This is a genomic window from Labrys sp. 22185 (genome assembly GCF_052045555.1).
GTDB lineage: Bacteria > Pseudomonadota > Alphaproteobacteria > Rhizobiales > Labraceae > Labrys > Labrys neptuniae.
The window spans coordinates 1-14,047 of sequence record NZ_JBQEPH010000028.1 but is presented as its reverse complement, the minus strand read 5'-3'; the positions used below and the strand labels follow the sequence as shown (position 1 = coordinate 14,047).

Here is a 14,047-nt window from a genome sequence, read left to right as displayed (position 1 = left end):
TCAGCGCAGGCGCTGGCCGTCCTTGTCGAACAGCAGGGCGCGGTGGCGGGGGATGGCGACGGTGAGCTGGCGCTCCTCGGCCCATTGGCGGGAATCGTCGCGCTGGATGATCAGCGGCTCGGCAGAGGCGGTGCCGGCATAGACATAGGAGGTGGCGCCCAGATGCTCGGCCATGTCGACCTCGATGGCGAGATCGGCGTCGCCGCTGCCTCCAGGCCCGAAATGTTCGGGGCGGATGCCGATGCTGACTTCGGCGCCTGTTGCCGGCGCCGGGCCGGAGAGCGGCACTGCAAGGCGCGCGCCTTTCTGGTTGACCAGTTCGACCGTCACGCCGCCGGCTTCGGCCGCGACGGCGCGGCCCGCCAGGAAGTTCATCTTGGGGCTGCCCATGAAGCCGGCGACGAAGCGGTTGGCGGGATCCTCGTAGAGCTCGAGCGGACGTCCGACCTGCTCGACATTGCCGCCGCGCAGCACCACGATCTTGTCGGCCAGGGTCATCGCCTCGGTCTGGTCGTGGGTGACGTAGATCATGGTGACGCCGAGCTCGCGGTGGAGCCGGGCGATCTCCACCCGCATCTGCACCCGCAATTCGGCGTCGAGATTCGACAGGGGTTCGTCGAACAGGAAGACCTGGGGATCGCGCACGATCGCCCGGCCGATCGCCACGCGCTGGCGCTGGCCGCCCGAGAGCTGCTTGGGCCGGCGCTGCATGAGATCGGTGATGCGCAGGATCTCGGCCGCCCGTGTCACCCGCCGGTCGGTATCGGCCTTGGGATTGCCGTTCATCCTCAGGCCGAAGGAGAGATTTCGCTCCACCGTCATATGCGGATAGAGGGCATAGGACTGGAACACCATGGCGATGCCGCGATCGGCGGGCTCGACCTCGTTGACCACCTGGCCGCCAATGCTGATCTCGCCGCCGGAAATGTCCTCGAGCCCGGCAATCATGCGCAGCAAGGTGGATTTGCCGCAGCCCGAAGGGCCGACGAAGACCACGAATTCGCCATCGGCGATGTCGAGGTCGACGCCGTGGATGATCTCGAAACTGCCATAGCGTTTGGTGACGGAACGGAGCGCAAGGCCTGCCATATCGGTCGCTCTTCTTTTGTTTATTTCACGGCGCCGGCCGCGATGCCGGCGATGAAATGGCGCTGCAGGAGGAGGAAGACGGCCAGCATCGGCGCGGTCAGCAGCACGGCCCCGGCCATGATGCCGCCCCAGCTCACATTGGAGATGCCGATCAGGCTGCCCAGCGCCACGGGCGCGGTGAACATCGCCTTGTCGCCGGCGATCAGGAGCGGCCACAGATAGTTGTTCCAGCTCGTCAGGAAGAGGATGATGCAGAGCGCCGCCAGGGTCGGGCGCGCCAGCGGCAGGGCCACGAACAGGAAGATGCGCCACTCCCTGACGCCTTCCACCCGCGCGGCGTCGAACAGCTCGGCCGGCATCATGGTGAAGGCCTGGCGCATGAACAGCACGCCGAGCGAATTGAACAAGGGCGGCACGATCAGGCCGAACCAGCTATTGGCCATGCCGAGGTCGCGCGCAACCAGGATGAATTGCGGGATGATCACCACGAAGAAGGGCAGGGAGATCGTACCGAGGATGATGGCGAGCACTGCGCCGCGGCCGAAGAAGCGGTAGCGCGCGAGGGCCCATCCGGCCATGGCGGTCAGCCCGGCCGAGAGCACGGTATAGGCGAGCCCGACCACGATCGAGACGGTCATGGCATGCAGGAAGTTGGTCGTGCGCTGCAGATTGGCGAGATTGTCGAGGAAATTCGCGCCGAACCAGAACGACAGGCCCGGCGCGTAGATGCCGTAGTCGGGCATGGTGGCGAACACGCCCATCATCCAGAGCGGAAACAGCCAGACGAGCGCCATCGGTGCGATCAAGGCGTGCAGGATGACGGCGTTGAGCCTTTGGCGGTTGGAGCGGGTCATCGCGGTTCCCTCGACAGGCGCAGCTGGACCAGCGAGACGATCACCGCCAGGGCCGCGATGGTGTAGGCGATGGCGGAGGCATAGCCGACATTGCCGGAGAGGAAGGCCTGGCGGTAGAGCAGCAGGCCGAGGGTCTCGGTCGCCCCGCCCGGCCCGCCATGATTGGTGATCAGGAAGGGCTCGGTGAAGAGCTGCATGGTGCCGGAGATCGACAGGATCACGCAGAAGGTGATCACCGGCTTCAGGAGCGGCAAGGTGATGTGGAAGAACTGGCGCAGCTTGGAGACGCGGTCGAGCGTGGCCGCCTCGTAGACGTCGCCCGGTATCGACTGCAGGCCGGCGAGGATGATAATGGCGTTGTAGCCGGTCCAGCGCCAGGTCAGCGCGATCATCACCAGGGCCAGCGCGGCCGTCGGATTGGAGAGCCAGTCGATGGCGGGCAGGCCGACGGTGGCGGCGAGCTTGTTCACCACGCCGAAATCCTGGGCGAAGATCAGCCGGAACACCGCCGAATAGGCGACCTCGCCGACCACGACGGGGGCGAAGAAGGCGAAGCGGAACAGGCCCTTGGCCTTGAGCAAGGGCGAGTTGAGGAAGACGGCGATCACGGTGGCGAGGCCGATCATCACCGGCACCTGGATGACCAGGATGATCAGCGTGTTCTTCAGGGCGTTGAAGAAGGCGGGATCGGAGATCAGGCGCCCCCAATTGGCTGCCGGCCTGAACTGCCAGGGCGACACCCGGGTCTGATGCAGCGAGATCACGAAGGAGGAGATGATCGGCCAGATCCAGAAGGCGAGGAAGATCGCCAGATAGGGCGCGAGGAAGCCATAGGCCGCGCGATTGTGCCGCTGCATCGGAGGGACTCCGCTGGGGAAGAGGACGTTTGACCGGAGGCTAAACAGAATGTGGCACGACCAGCCTTCTCCCCTTGCGGGTGTCGTCAACCTTCTTGAGTTGACTAGAGGTGGCATTGCGGAGCAATGACGGATGAGGGGTGTTGGTGATCAACCAACAAGGGATGCGTTTCTCCCCTCATCCGCCCCTTCGGGGCACCTTCTCCCGCAAGGGGAGAAGGTAGGTCGCGCCCTTCCCCGCTACTGCGCCACCGGCAGGCCCGAGGCTGACGAGATCTGGTTGGCTGCATCATCCAGCGCCGCCTTGGCATCGGGGTAGCCGCCGCCAAGGAACTTGGTCTGCACGGTCTTCAGCGCGGCCTCGGCATCGTTGAGGAAGGCGGTGCCGTGGGTGGACTTGATCTTGGGCAGGGTGGCGAGAATGTCGGTCCAGATCGCCTGGTTGCCCCAATAGGGCTGTCCCTGCTTCACATAGGGGTCCTCCAGCGCCGAATTCAGCGAGGGCACCAGGCCATAGGCCTTGAGCATGGTGACCTGGCCCTCATCGGTGGAGAGGGCGTATTTGACGAAGGCGAAGGCCGCTTCCTTGTTCTTCGAGCCGGCGGGGATCGCTAGCGACGAGCCGCCGATATTGGCGGCGCGCGGGCCGTCCGCCGTGAGGCTCGGCATGCGATAGACTCCCCATTTGCCGGCAAGCTCGGGGGCGTTGGTACGGATCGTGCCCTCATACCAGCCGCCGAACATGATGGTGGCCACCTTGCCGGCCTTCAGGGCCTGGATCTTGTCGGACCAGCCGGCCGAGATGATGGTGCCCGTGTCCTTGAGCTGCTTGAGCTTGTCGTAGACGGCGATGCAGGCGGGCGCATTGACCGTGACGGCGCTGGCGTCCGCGGCGAAGTAGTTGCAACCCTGCTCGTTGCCGACCATGCGGAACCATTCGGTAGTGCCGTCGCCGTCGAGATCGGTGGCGCTCATGGTCACGCCGGGATTGGCTGACGCCACCTTTTTGCCGGCAGCGATGAAATCATCCCAGGTCTTGATGCTGGTCGGATCGACGCCGGCCTTCTCGTAGAAGTCACGCCGGTAATACATCACCACCGGGCCCGAATCCCAGGGCATGGCATAGGCGGCCTCGCCCTTTTCGAGTTCCGCCCGCTTGAAATCGGCGAACTTGCCGGCCACCTCCGCCGTGTAACCGAGCGGCTTGAGATCGGCGAAGCAGTCGGGGAACTGGTTCCAATAACTCTCCGCCTTGTAGTTCTCGATCGAGACGACGTCGGGCAGGCCCGCTCCGCCGGCGGCGCAGCCGGCCTGGGTCTTGGAGAAGACCTGGGCGTTACCGAGATCCTCCACCGTGACCTTCACATTGGGGAATTGCTTGTTGAAGCCTTCGATATTGGCTTTCAGCGAGGCGGCGGCGATGTCCCAGCTCCAGACCCGGATTTCCCCCGATTGGGCCAAGGTGGCAGTGGCGTGAAGGCCCGCGGCAACTGCCAGCGCGCCGCAGCCGATCGTCTTGCGCATTCCATTCCTCCCCTTTTCATTTGCTCTTGTGTGGCGGGAAGCTACTTTAGGCAGGCAGCACGGTCTGTCTGCGATAAAGGGAAGATGGACTTGCCTGAAAGTAAGATGCAGGAACGCTCCTATTATCAGCCGACGGCCAACAGCGTCGAAAACCTGCCGACGGTGCTGCAGACCTTTCACAATACGCCGCGCGTCATGCTCTCGCCCCACTGGCACGCCCAGGTCGAGGTGAACTTCATCGTCCAGGGCTGGGTGCATTATCGCATGGCAGGCTACGAGCTCAGGCTGGCGGCGGGCGACATGGTGCTGTTCTGGGGCGGCCTGCCGCACCAGATGGACGATGCCTCCGACGATGCCATCTATGCCGGCGCGCATCTGCCGCTGGTGCATTTCTTCCGGCTGAGGCTGCCCGAAGAGGTGCCGGCCCGGCTGATGGCCGGCGCGACCCTGCTCATCCGCGAGACCGACTCGTCGGATGGCGCCAATTTCGCACGCTGGAACGGCTACACCCGCTCGGGCGACATGGTGCGTGCGCAGCACGCCGTGAGCGAATTGCTGCTGCGGCTGGAACGGGTGCGGTTCGAGCCCTATGCCCTGTTGCCCAGCCTCGATGCCCATGCCGGCCAGGCCAGCGCCGCCGATCCGCAGGCCCTGCGCCATGTGCGCAACCTGTGCGACTTCATCGCCGACAATTTCCTCGACGACATCGACAGCGCCGACATCGCGGCGGCCGCCGACCTCCATCCCAAATATGCCATGAGCCTGTTCAAGAAATGCACGGGCATGACGCTGAACGACTATGTCAGCCTGCTGCGCCTGTCCTATGCGCAGGCGCGCCTGATCAGCGGCGACGGCAATATCCTGCGGGTGGCGATGGAGTCGGGCTTCGGTTCCCTCTCGGGCTTCAACAAGAGCTTCCGCAAGATCGCCGGCATGTCGCCCTCCGATTTCCGGCGCAGCGGACAGGGCGAGCGCCCCATACTTGCTCCGGTCGAACCGGGAACGGCGCCTCAGGCCTGACGTTTCCCATCAAAATTCGTCAATTCACTTGAAATATTTGCCCTCTGTGGCGAAAAAATCACCTTTTCGTCACGATTGATATGCTACAGATCCCTCATCTGAGCGCCGCTTTATTGCCCCGCCGGTTATAGATTTTCACATTTCCGAGTTTTCCATGCCCCGTCCCGTTGCCGGCGCGGCGCTGGAGCCTGCCGTGCGGCGGGAGCCCCAGCCGTCCTTCGCCGAGTTTGTTCTCGTGATTGCCCTGATGATGGGGCTCAGTTCCCTCTCCATCGACAATCTCCTGCCAGCCTTCTCCGCCGTGCGGTCGGAATTCGGCATTGCCGATGCCAACCGCATGCAGTTGATCATCACCGCCTATATGGCGGGCTTTGCCATCATGCAGCTGGCCTGGGGGCCGATCTCCGATTCGATCGGCCGCCGCAAGGTGCTGATGATCGGCCTGGGCATCTATACGGCCGGCACGCTCCTGGCGATCTTCGCCCCCAGCTATGAGGTGTTGCTGGCCGCCCGCGCCATTCAGGGTCTCGGCGCCGGCTCGGCGCGCGTGCTCTCCATTGCCATCGTGCGCGACCGCTACGAGGGCCGCGAAATGGCGCGGGTGATGTCGCTCACCTTGATGATCTTCATCATCGTGCCGGTGATCGCGCCGGCCACGGGCAGCGCCTTCCTGATGCTGGGCGACTGGCGCACCATCTTCATGAGCATGCTGGGCCTGGTGCTGGTGGTGGTGTTCTGGTTCGGCCTGCGCATGCCCGAGACGCTGCATCCCGAATATCGCCGGCCGCTGTCGCTGCCCGCCGTCGCCAGCGGCATGCGCCGGGTGGTGACCACACGCGCCTCCTTCGCCAACATGCTGGCGATGGGCCTGGCCATGGGCTGCCTGATGACCTATCTCGGCTCGTCCCAGCAGATCTTCGAGACCGACATCTACAAGCTCGGCCCGCTCTTCCCGCTGGCCTTCGCACTGATCGCCATCTGCATGGGCCTGGCCTCCTTCGCCAATTCCCGCCTGGTGAGGCGTCTGGGCATGCACCGGCTGTCGCGCTTCGGCATGGTCGGCTTCTGGCTGATGGCGATGCTGCTGCTCGGCCTCGCCGTGCTGTTCCAGGGCCGGCCACCGCTGATCTATTTCGGCATCGTCATGGGTGTGGCGCATTTCCTGCTCAGCCTCACCATGCCGAATTTCAACGCGCTGGCGATGGAACCGGTGGGCGATATCGCCGGCACCGCTTCCTCCTTCATCGGCTGCGTCACCACGCTGATGGGCGCGGTGATCGGCGCGGTGATCGGCGAAGCCTATGACGGCACCATCTTCCCGCTCGCCTGCGGCTATCTCGGCCTCTCCAGCCTGTGCATGCTGGTGCTGGTGTGGTCGAGCGAACGCGAGGCGGCGGTTCCCGATCCGGCAGCGACCCCGGCGCTGGTGGCGGGGGAGTAAGCAGAGCGGGAGGTCCTAACCTCCTGCTCATCTTTTCCAGCCACACTGGCCGCATGAACGCTTCGCCGCCCATCCTCGTCGCCGCCGCCGACCTTGCTGCCGCCAAGGTGCAATGGCTGGCCTATCTTGCCGTCGAGCGGCGCATGAGCCCCAAGACGGTGGAGGCCTATGACCGCGACGTCACCACCTTCCTGCGCTTCCTGACCGGTCATTTCGGCGAGCCGCCGGGGCTTGACGACATCGCTTCCCTCGCTCCGCGCGACGTCAGGGCCTTCCTGGCCGCGCGCCGGGCCGACGGGCTGAAGCCACGCTCGCTGATGCGGGCCCTGGCGGCGACGCGGGCCTTTGCCCGCTTCCTCGAGCGCCAGGGCCATGGCGCCAGTGCGGCGCTGTCGGCGGTGCGTGGGCCCAAACTGCCGCAAAGCCTGCCTAAGCCGCTATCGCCCGAGGCCGCCCGCAAGGTGGCTTCCGCCGATGCCCGCCTGGGCGAGGCGCGCGAACCCTGGATCCTGGCCCGCGATGCCGCCGTGCTGGCGCTATGCTATGGGGCGGGCCTGCGCATTTCCGAAGCTCTCGGGCTGACGCGCAAGGATGCGCCGGTCAGCGGGCGCGACAGCCTCACCGTCATCGGCAAGGGCAACAAGATGCGCTCGGTGCCGGTGATCGCGCCGGTGGTGCAGGCTGTGGAGGAATATCTGAAAATACTGCCCTATCCTGGCGGCCCGGACGATCCGCTCTTCGTCGGCGCGCGGGGTGGCCCCCTGTCGCCCCGCATCATCCAATATGCCATGCAGCATCTTCGGGGGGCTCTGGGACTGCCGGACAGCGCCACGCCGCATGCGCTGCGCCACTCCTTCGCGACCCATCTGCTCGGGCGCGGCGGCGACCTGCGGTCCATCCAGGAACTGCTCGGCCATGCCAGCCTGTCGACCACGCAGATCTACACCAAGGTTGACGCCACCGAATTGATGCGGGTCTACCAGTCGGCCCATCCTCGAGCAAAACGCATCCAAGTGTGAACGCTTATTTGCTCGAACTCCTTGTTGGGACGACGCGTCTTTGCGATTCTTGGCGATTCCGCCATATCGCAAGACGCCATGGAGCGCGAAGTTGAGAGCTGTATGGTGAGGCCTTCCCCGCGATGCGGGGAAGGCAGCTTGGATTTCTTACAACGCTGCTTCGACCATGATCTCGACGTCGAGGCCGGGGCCGGCGAGCTTGGCTTCCACCGTGGCGCGGGCCGGGGCCTGGCCGGCGACGACCCAGGCGTCCCATGCCTCGTTCATCTCGGCCCAGGTGCCGATATCGGTGAGCCAGATATTGGCCTTGATCACCTTGGTCTTGTCGGTGCCGGCCTGTTTCAGCGTCTCGTCGATCTGGGCGAGGATGTCGGCGGTCTGTTCCTTGACCGACTTGCCGACCGTGGTCTCGGCGACATAGCCGGACAGGTGGATCTTGTCGCCATGTATGACGGCGTCGCTCATGCGGTTGCCGGCGCCGATACGCTTCAGGGTCATGTCAGTCTCCAGTTGGGTTGAACGGGTTATTCCGCGCGCGGCGGGCGCGACAGCAATTGCTTGATGACCTGGTCGATGCTGGCCTTGCCGGCCACCAGGTCGGAGACGGCGGCGGCAATCGGCATGTCGACATGCCTCTTCCTTGCCATATCGGCCAGGATGGGGGCCGTCCAGACGCCTTCGGCCAGGCCGACATCGGCGATCGCCGTTTCCAGGCCGATGCCCCGGCCGAGTTCCTCGCCGAAGCGCCGGTTGCGTGAGCGCGAGGATGTGCCGGTGAGGATGAGGTCGCCGAGGCCGGACAGGCCCGCCAGCGTCTCCGGGCGGGCACCGAAGGCGAGGCCGAAGCGGGTGAGTTCGGCGAAACTGCGTGCAAGGAGAGCGGCCACCGTGCTCTCGCCGAAGCCGCGCCCGGCGGCTATACCGGCTGCGATGGCCAGCACGTTCTTGGCCGCTCCGCCGATCTCCACGCCGCGCAGATCGTCCGTGTGGTAGAGCCGGAAGGTCGGGGAGCCGATCAGCCGGGCAAGGCGTTCGCCAAGGGAGCCGTCGGCGCAGGCCAGCGTCAGGGCAGTCGGATAGGCCTTGGCGATGTCGGCGGCAAAGCCTGGCCCGGAGAGTACGGCGGGAACGCAGCCCTGCAGGGTCTCGGTGGCGATCTGCGAGACGAATTCGCCGCTCGTGCGCTCGATGCCCTTGGCAGCCAGGATGAGCGGGGTATTGGCAGCAACCATGCCAGCCAGCCGCCCGCAGACGTCACGCAGGGCCTGGGTCGGAACTGCCAGGATCAAGGCATCGGCGCGCGCTGTTTCTGCCAGATCGGCGGTGGGATGGATGGCTTCGGGCAAGGCAAGGCCGTCGAGCCTTGGCAGCCGGCGCGTCCCCGCCAGTTCGGCCATGGTCACGGCATCGCGCCCCCACAGGCTGACATCACGGCCGGCGCGTGCGGCGGCGCAAGCCAAGGCGGCGCCGAAAGCTCCGGCGCCGATCACGCCGATGCTCTTCAATCCCGACGCACTCAAGCTTTGGCTCCCTTGCCGACACCGGCCTTGCCGAGGCCCTGCTTGCCCGCTCCCGGTGCGTTGGGGTCGAGCGGCCAGCGCGCCCGCGGGCTGACGTCGAGGCCGTCGGTGATGCCGGCGGAGAGGCGCTCCGCCCCCGCCCAGGCGATCATGGCGCCATTGTCGGTGCACAGGGCAGCCGGCGGCATGACGATGCGCAGGCCCGTCTCCGCGCCGAGGCGCTGCAGGCCGCGACGGATGGCGAGATTGGCGGCAACACCACCCGCGATCACCAGGGCGCTGGGGGATTGTCCCGCGGTGTCGCGGAACCGCCTCAGGCCGACGCGGGTGCGGTCGACCACCATGTCCACCACCGCCGCCTGGAAGGAGGCGCAGAGGTCCCTGATATCCTTGGCGGCGAGCGGTGCCAGCCTCTCGGCTTCGAGCCGGACCGCCGTCTTCAGACCCGACAGCGAGAAATTCGGATCCGGCCGGCCCTGCAGCGGGCGCGGAAAGGCGAAGCGGGCGGCATCGCCGCTCATCGCCTGCGCCTCGACGGCGGGGCCGCCGGGATAGCCCAGGCCCAGCATCTTGGCGGTCTTGTCGAAGGCCTCGCCGATGGCGTCGTCAATGGTGGTGCCGAGCCGGACATAGTCGCCGAGGCCGCGCACGGCCAGGAGTTGGGTGTGCCCGCCGGAGGCGAGCAGCAGGAGATAGGGGAAGGTGACCTGGTCGGTGAGGCGTGGCGTCAGCGCATGCGCCTCCAGATGGTTGACGGCGATCAACGGCTTGCCGAGCGAGAGGGCCAGGGCCTTGGCGGTGGTGAGGCCGACGATCACGCCGCCGATCAGGCCCGGCCCCGCTGCGGCGGCGATGCCGTCGAGCTTGTCGAAGCGGACATTGGCCTCTTCAAGGGCCTGTTCGATGATGTGGTCGAGCACCTCGACATGGGCGCGCGCGGCGATCTCCGGCACCACGCCGCCATAGGCGGCATGCTCGGCGATCTGCGACAGCACGACATTGGACAGAATCTCGCCCTCGCCGTCCTGATTGCGTGCGACGATGGCGGCGGAAGTTTCGTCGCAAGTGGTTTCGATGCCGAGAACGAGCATGGGGCGGGCGGGTACCTAAGTGCTTTGCGATGTCACGGGTCACCAGGAATCGCAAAGACGCGTTGCAAAAGGGAAGCCACAGCAAAGATACGCTTACGCCGAAACGCGCCCTTGCTTTTGAGCTGATGGCTCACCCTATAGCACGATCCGCCCGCCGGGATAGGGGCGAGGCATTCCCGCCGAGCGCGGGAGGCTCCCGTTTCAGCCGTGCCAGTGCGAGCAGCGGATCACCGAGCAGAAATTGCCGCGCTCGAAATGCGGTTCCTTGTCGGCGATCACGTCCGCTTTGACATTGCCGAAGGTGGTCTGGGGCTTGTGCCGGATACCCTCGTAGAAGGCCTGGATGATGTCCTCCTTGAAATGCGGCGTGCGTGGATGGGCACCGACCACGGCCTCGCGTTCGGCATCGCCATAGCGATGATAGGTCAGGCCGAGCACGTCCATCTCGACGCCCGCCGTCACCAGGGCGACCACCGGGTGCATATGCTCGGGAATGCCGGGCGTGGTGTGCAGCGCGATCGCCGCCCAGACGAGGTCGATGTCGGCTGGCGCGATGCCGCGGCTCGCCAGGAAGTCGCGGGCGGCATTGGCGCCGTCGACCTCGAAGCGCTCGGTCGCGCTGCTATGGGCTGGCATCAGCCCGACGTCGTGGAACATGGCGCCGGCATAGAGGAGCTCGGGATCGAAGTTCAGCCCGCGGCGCCTGCCGGCCAGCGCGCCGAAATAGAACACCCGACTGGAATGGTGAAACAGGAGCGGGGTTTCGGTGTCGCGGATGAAGGCGGTGATGTCCCGGCACAGGAGGCTGTCCGGGATTTCGATGCCTGAAATGGCGGTCATTTCGATGTCTCCAGTGGATTTCACTGGCGCAGAGCCTAGGCTCACCCTAGGTATGGCTTCAATTGATGTATTACGCCGATTTCTGCCAAAATCGGTTGCAAGCGGACGCCGATGTCAGGAATGCTCATGTCTGGGAACGAGACCAGGACCATTGCGATACTGGCCCTGCAGGGCGTGCAACTGCTCGACGTATCCGGGCCGATGGATGTGTTCGCCGAGGCCAATACGCAGGCCGGCCGGGAGGTCTATCGCCTCCTTGTCGTGTCCCGAAGCGAGGAGGCGATCCGCAGTTCCTCGGGTGCCCGCCTGCTGCCCGACATCGTGATCGGGGCGGATGGCGGCGAGACGGTCGACACGCTTCTCGTCGCCGGCAGCCCCAATGCAGCGGTGACCGAACCCGATGCCGCCGTGCTCGCCTGGCTGAAGCAGGTGGCCGCCACGACACGACGCTATGGGTCGGTCTGCGCCGGAGCCTTCGTCTTGGCCGCAGCCGGGTTGCTGGCCGGTCGGCGGGTCGCCACCCATTGGGCCGTGGCGGATCGGCTGGCCCGGGCCTATCCCGACATTGCCGTGGACCCCGACGCCATCCACATCCGCGATGGGCGCCTACGTACCGCGGCCGGCGTGACGGCCGGGCTCGACCTTGCCCTCGCTCTGGTGGAGGAGGATCTGGGGCGGGACATCGCCATGCGCGTCGCCGCCCAACTGGTGATGTTCTTCAAGCGGCCCGGCGGCCAGATGCAGTTCAGCCGCCGCGAGGAAGTCCTTCCCGCCGGGCGTTCGGCCCTGCAGGAGCTGCAGCGCTGGGTGGTCGCCAATCCAGCCGCACGGCATAGCGTCGCCAGCATGGCCGGGCGCCTCAGTCTGAGCCCGCGTCATTTCGCCCGGCTCTTCGCCACGGAGGTCGGCGTGACGCCGGCGGGTTGGGTGGAGGCGGCGCGTATCTCGGTGGCCCGACGCCTGCTCGAGACAGGTCAAAGCCCACCCAAGCAGGTGGCGGCGGCTTGTGGGTTCGCCAATGCGGACGTGTTGCGCCGGGCCTTCATGCGGCATGTCGGCGTCACGCCCGCCGATTATCGCAGGCGCTTCACGCCGGGGGATTGACCGGCGCCATCGGTCTTGGCGGGGGAAAACGGCCGGCCGGGGTTTGCCTGGGCGCTGCCGGAAACGCTAAACGTTTCAACACTGCCGGATCGTTGAGTCGGCTAGAAAGGGGAAGCATGGGCGAACAATTCGACATGTTTCGGACCGAGGCTCTGCCGGAGAGGCGGCCACCGCCCGCCCGGGCCAAGCGCGCCCTTCCCGCACCGGCGCGCCAGCACGAGGCGCTCGACGAGGCTGCCCTGGTCAGCATGCTGGAGGCAACTGGCCGCTACCGCATCCTGCGCAAGCTGGAGCCACGCTCCGTCATCCCGCGGGACAAGAGCCGGTTTCCGCGCCTGGCGGTGATCGTCGATACCGAGACCACTGGCCTCGACCATGAGAAGAACGAGATCATCGAGCTCGGCATGGTGGCGGTCACCTATGATCCGGCCGGCCAGGTCGGCGACGTCGTGGGCGTCTTCAATGCCCTACGCCAGCCCGGGGAACCGATCCCGCCCGAGATCACCAGGCTGACCGGCATCACCGACGCCATGGTGGCCGGCAAGCATATCTCGCCGGCCGAAGTCGAGGCCTTCATCGAGCCCGCGGACCTGGTCATTGCGCATAATGCGCGGTTCGATCGCCCCTTCTGCGAACGCTTCGCGCCGGAGTTCTCGCCCAAGCCCTGGGCCTGCTCGAATGTGGAGATCGCCTGGTCCGACCGTGGCTTCGAGGGTACCAAGCTCGGCTATCTCCTGGGGCAATCGGGCTATTTCCACAACGGGCATCGGGCCGTCGACGATTGCCATGCGCTGCTGGAGGTGCTGGCCCGGCCGAGCGGACCAGGCAAGACCGCGCCTTTCGCCGAACTTTTGAAGGCCTCGGAACGCGCCCGGATCAGGATCTCGGCGACCAATAGCCCTTTCGACATGAAGGATCGGCTCAAGGCGCGTGGCTATCGCTGGAACGACGGCAGCAATGGCCAGCCCAAGAGCTGGTGGACCGAAGTCGGGGAAGAGGACGCGGATGCGGAGCTGAAATTCCTCCGCACCGAGATCTATCAATGGCCGGAGGCCCGGCCCCTGACGCAGCGCCTGGCCGCGACGGATCGGTTCAAGGCGTAGCCGGGTGGGCTTGCCCCTCCGGCCGCCTGTCTTCGGAGCGTTCAGGCCGCCAGATTGTGCCGGAACCAGGAAACCGCGCTGCCCACGATGGTGTCGATTCCGCAGTGCTGGGGATGCCAGCCCAGCAATTCGGCGGCTTTGGTGGCGGCAGCGTAGAGACTGGCTGGATCGCCGGGCCGCCGCGGCTGGAAGCGGATGTCGAGCTTGCGGCCGGTGCAGCGCTGCACAGCCTCGAGGATCTCGATCACCGAGGTGCCGATGCCGGTGCCGAGATTGAAGGCCGAGCTTTCGCCGCCGGCCTTGAGATAGTCGATGGCCCGCACGTGAGCGTCGGCGATGTCGGCGACATGCACATAGTCGCGGACGGCCGAACCGTCGGGCGTGGGATAGTCCCGGCCCAGCACGTTGAAGATGGGCCGATGGCTGAGGGCGGCCTGGATGGCAAGCGGGATGACATGGGTTTCCGGCTCATGGCGCTCGCCCAGCTCGCCGTCGAGATCGGCCCCGGCGGCGTTGAAATAGCGCATCGCCGCCCATTTCAAGCCATAGGCGGTGCCGTAGTCGGCCAGGGCATGCTCGACCGCC

14 protein-coding genes are annotated in these 14,047 nt (G+C 66.0%); 5 read left to right on the top strand and 9 right to left on the bottom strand.

The annotated features are described in order from the left end of the window. From ACTJKX_RS30935 to ACTJKX_RS30920, 4 genes are all read right to left on the bottom strand, one after another. Positions 1-1,089 carry an ABC transporter ATP-binding protein gene (locus tag ACTJKX_RS30935; protein ID WP_149253199.1) on the bottom strand — a complete coding sequence of 363 codons (1,089 nt, stop codon included), beginning with the start codon at positions 1,087-1,089 and terminating at the stop codon, positions 1-3. A 20-nt stretch (positions 1,090-1,109) separates the two neighbouring features. Beyond that, positions 1,110-1,943 (bottom strand): carbohydrate ABC transporter permease, encoded by an 834-nt coding sequence (locus ACTJKX_RS30930; RefSeq protein ID WP_394314876.1) that lies wholly within the window; start codon positions 1,941-1,943, stop codon positions 1,110-1,112. Next, complete coding sequence (locus ACTJKX_RS30925) at positions 1,940-2,800, bottom strand: carbohydrate ABC transporter permease (protein WP_394314877.1); 861 nt, start codon at positions 2,798-2,800, stop codon at positions 1,940-1,942. Before ACTJKX_RS30925 ends, ACTJKX_RS30930 begins: the two co-directional genes overlap by 4 nt. Before the next feature lie 240 nt (positions 2,801-3,040). After that, a complete protein-coding gene (locus ACTJKX_RS30920) occupies positions 3,041-4,324 on the bottom strand; it encodes an ABC transporter substrate-binding protein (RefSeq protein ID WP_440727612.1) in 1,284 nt (427 codons plus the stop codon). An 84-nt stretch (positions 4,325-4,408) separates the two neighbouring features. On the opposite strand from ACTJKX_RS30920, the gene ACTJKX_RS30915 reads away from it, so the two are divergent. The 3 genes from ACTJKX_RS30915 (at position 4,409) to ACTJKX_RS30905 (ending at position 7,804) form a co-directional block, all read left to right on the top strand. Continuing rightward, positions 4,409-5,344 (top strand): helix-turn-helix domain-containing protein, encoded by a 936-nt coding sequence (locus tag ACTJKX_RS30915; protein ID WP_367623750.1) that lies wholly within the window; start codon positions 4,409-4,411, stop codon positions 5,342-5,344. A gap of 154 nt (positions 5,345-5,498) precedes the next feature. Then, the gene (locus ACTJKX_RS30910; protein WP_068292901.1) at positions 5,499-6,785 is read left to right on the top strand and encodes a multidrug effflux MFS transporter; all 1,287 of its coding nucleotides are present in this window, start codon (positions 5,499-5,501) and stop codon (positions 6,783-6,785) included. 53 nt (positions 6,786-6,838) lie between these two features. Then, the gene (locus tag ACTJKX_RS30905) at positions 6,839-7,804 is read left to right on the top strand and encodes a tyrosine recombinase XerC (protein WP_394314879.1); all 966 of its coding nucleotides are present in this window, start codon (positions 6,839-6,841) and stop codon (positions 7,802-7,804) included. Between the two features lie 147 nt (positions 7,805-7,951). Here the strand turns inward: ACTJKX_RS30905 and ACTJKX_RS30900 are convergent, their stop codons facing one another. The 4 genes from ACTJKX_RS30900 to ACTJKX_RS30885 all read right to left on the bottom strand — a co-directional run bounded on the left by ACTJKX_RS30900 (position 7,952) and on the right by ACTJKX_RS30885 (position 11,255). Continuing rightward, positions 7,952-8,302, bottom strand: coding sequence for a RidA family protein (locus ACTJKX_RS30900; protein WP_068292912.1), 351 nt, complete (start codon positions 8,300-8,302; stop codon positions 7,952-7,954). 26 nt (positions 8,303-8,328) lie between these two features. Next, positions 8,329-9,324, bottom strand: coding sequence for an NAD(P)H-dependent glycerol-3-phosphate dehydrogenase (locus tag ACTJKX_RS30895; RefSeq protein WP_440727611.1), 996 nt, complete (start codon positions 9,322-9,324; stop codon positions 8,329-8,331). Then, positions 9,321-10,415, bottom strand: a complete 1,095-nt coding sequence (gene tsaD, locus ACTJKX_RS30890; RefSeq protein ID WP_394314881.1) for a tRNA (adenosine(37)-N6)-threonylcarbamoyltransferase complex transferase subunit TsaD — start codon at positions 10,413-10,415, stop codon at positions 9,321-9,323. Before tsaD ends, ACTJKX_RS30895 begins: the two co-directional genes overlap by 4 nt. Positions 10,416-10,616: 201 nt before the next feature. Continuing rightward, positions 10,617-11,255: an HD domain-containing protein gene (locus ACTJKX_RS30885; RefSeq protein ID WP_440727610.1), complete on the bottom strand. Its 639-nt coding sequence runs from the start codon at positions 11,253-11,255 to the stop codon at positions 10,617-10,619. A gap of 126 nt (positions 11,256-11,381) precedes the next feature. Here ACTJKX_RS30885 and ACTJKX_RS30880 point away from each other — a divergent pair, with 126 nt between their 5' ends. Next, positions 11,382-12,359 carry a GlxA family transcriptional regulator gene (locus ACTJKX_RS30880; RefSeq protein WP_440727609.1) on the top strand — a complete coding sequence of 326 codons (978 nt, stop codon included), beginning with the start codon at positions 11,382-11,384 and terminating at the stop codon, positions 12,357-12,359. Positions 12,360-12,475: 116 nt separating this feature from the next. Next, a complete protein-coding gene (locus tag ACTJKX_RS30875) occupies positions 12,476-13,462 on the top strand; it encodes a 3'-5' exonuclease (RefSeq protein ID WP_440727608.1) in 987 nt (328 codons plus the stop codon). Between the two features lie 41 nt (positions 13,463-13,503). Here the strand turns inward: ACTJKX_RS30875 and ACTJKX_RS30870 are convergent. Next, the coding region (locus tag ACTJKX_RS30870) for an NAD-dependent epimerase/dehydratase family protein (RefSeq protein ID WP_440727607.1) at positions 13,504-14,047 on the bottom strand (544 nt) is incomplete at its 5' end.

Bases quoted from the DNA above. Each gene is read 5' to 3' on its own strand.
- ACTJKX_RS30935 (WP_149253199.1), bottom strand. From the start codon at position 1,089: ATGGCAGGCCTTGCGCTCCGTTCCGTCACCAAACGCTATGGCAGTTTC.
- ACTJKX_RS30930 (WP_394314876.1), bottom strand. From the start codon at position 1,943: ATGACCCGCTCCAACCGCCAAAGGCTCAACGCCGTCATCCTGCACGCC.
- ACTJKX_RS30925 (WP_394314877.1), bottom strand. From the start codon at position 2,800: ATGCAGCGGCACAATCGCGCGGCCTATGGCTTCCTCGCGCCCTATCTG.
- ACTJKX_RS30920 (WP_440727612.1), bottom strand. From the start codon at position 4,324: ATGCGCAAGACGATCGGCTGCGGCGCGCTGGCAGTTGCCGCGGGCCTT.
- ACTJKX_RS30915 (WP_367623750.1), top strand. From the start codon at position 4,409: ATGGACTTGCCTGAAAGTAAGATGCAGGAACGCTCCTATTATCAGCCG.
- ACTJKX_RS30910 (WP_068292901.1), top strand. From the start codon at position 5,499: ATGCCCCGTCCCGTTGCCGGCGCGGCGCTGGAGCCTGCCGTGCGGCGG.
- ACTJKX_RS30905 (WP_394314879.1), top strand. From the start codon at position 6,839: ATGAACGCTTCGCCGCCCATCCTCGTCGCCGCCGCCGACCTTGCTGCC.
- ACTJKX_RS30900 (WP_068292912.1), bottom strand. From the start codon at position 8,302: ATGACCCTGAAGCGTATCGGCGCCGGCAACCGCATGAGCGACGCCGTC.
- tsaD (WP_394314881.1), bottom strand. From the start codon at position 10,415: ATGCTCGTTCTCGGCATCGAAACCACTTGCGACGAAACTTCCGCCGCC.
- ACTJKX_RS30885 (WP_440727610.1), bottom strand. From the start codon at position 11,255: ATGACCGCCATTTCAGGCATCGAAATCCCGGACAGCCTCCTGTGCCGG.
- ACTJKX_RS30880 (WP_440727609.1), top strand. From the start codon at position 11,382: ATGTCTGGGAACGAGACCAGGACCATTGCGATACTGGCCCTGCAGGGC.
- ACTJKX_RS30875 (WP_440727608.1), top strand. From the start codon at position 12,476: ATGGGCGAACAATTCGACATGTTTCGGACCGAGGCTCTGCCGGAGAGG.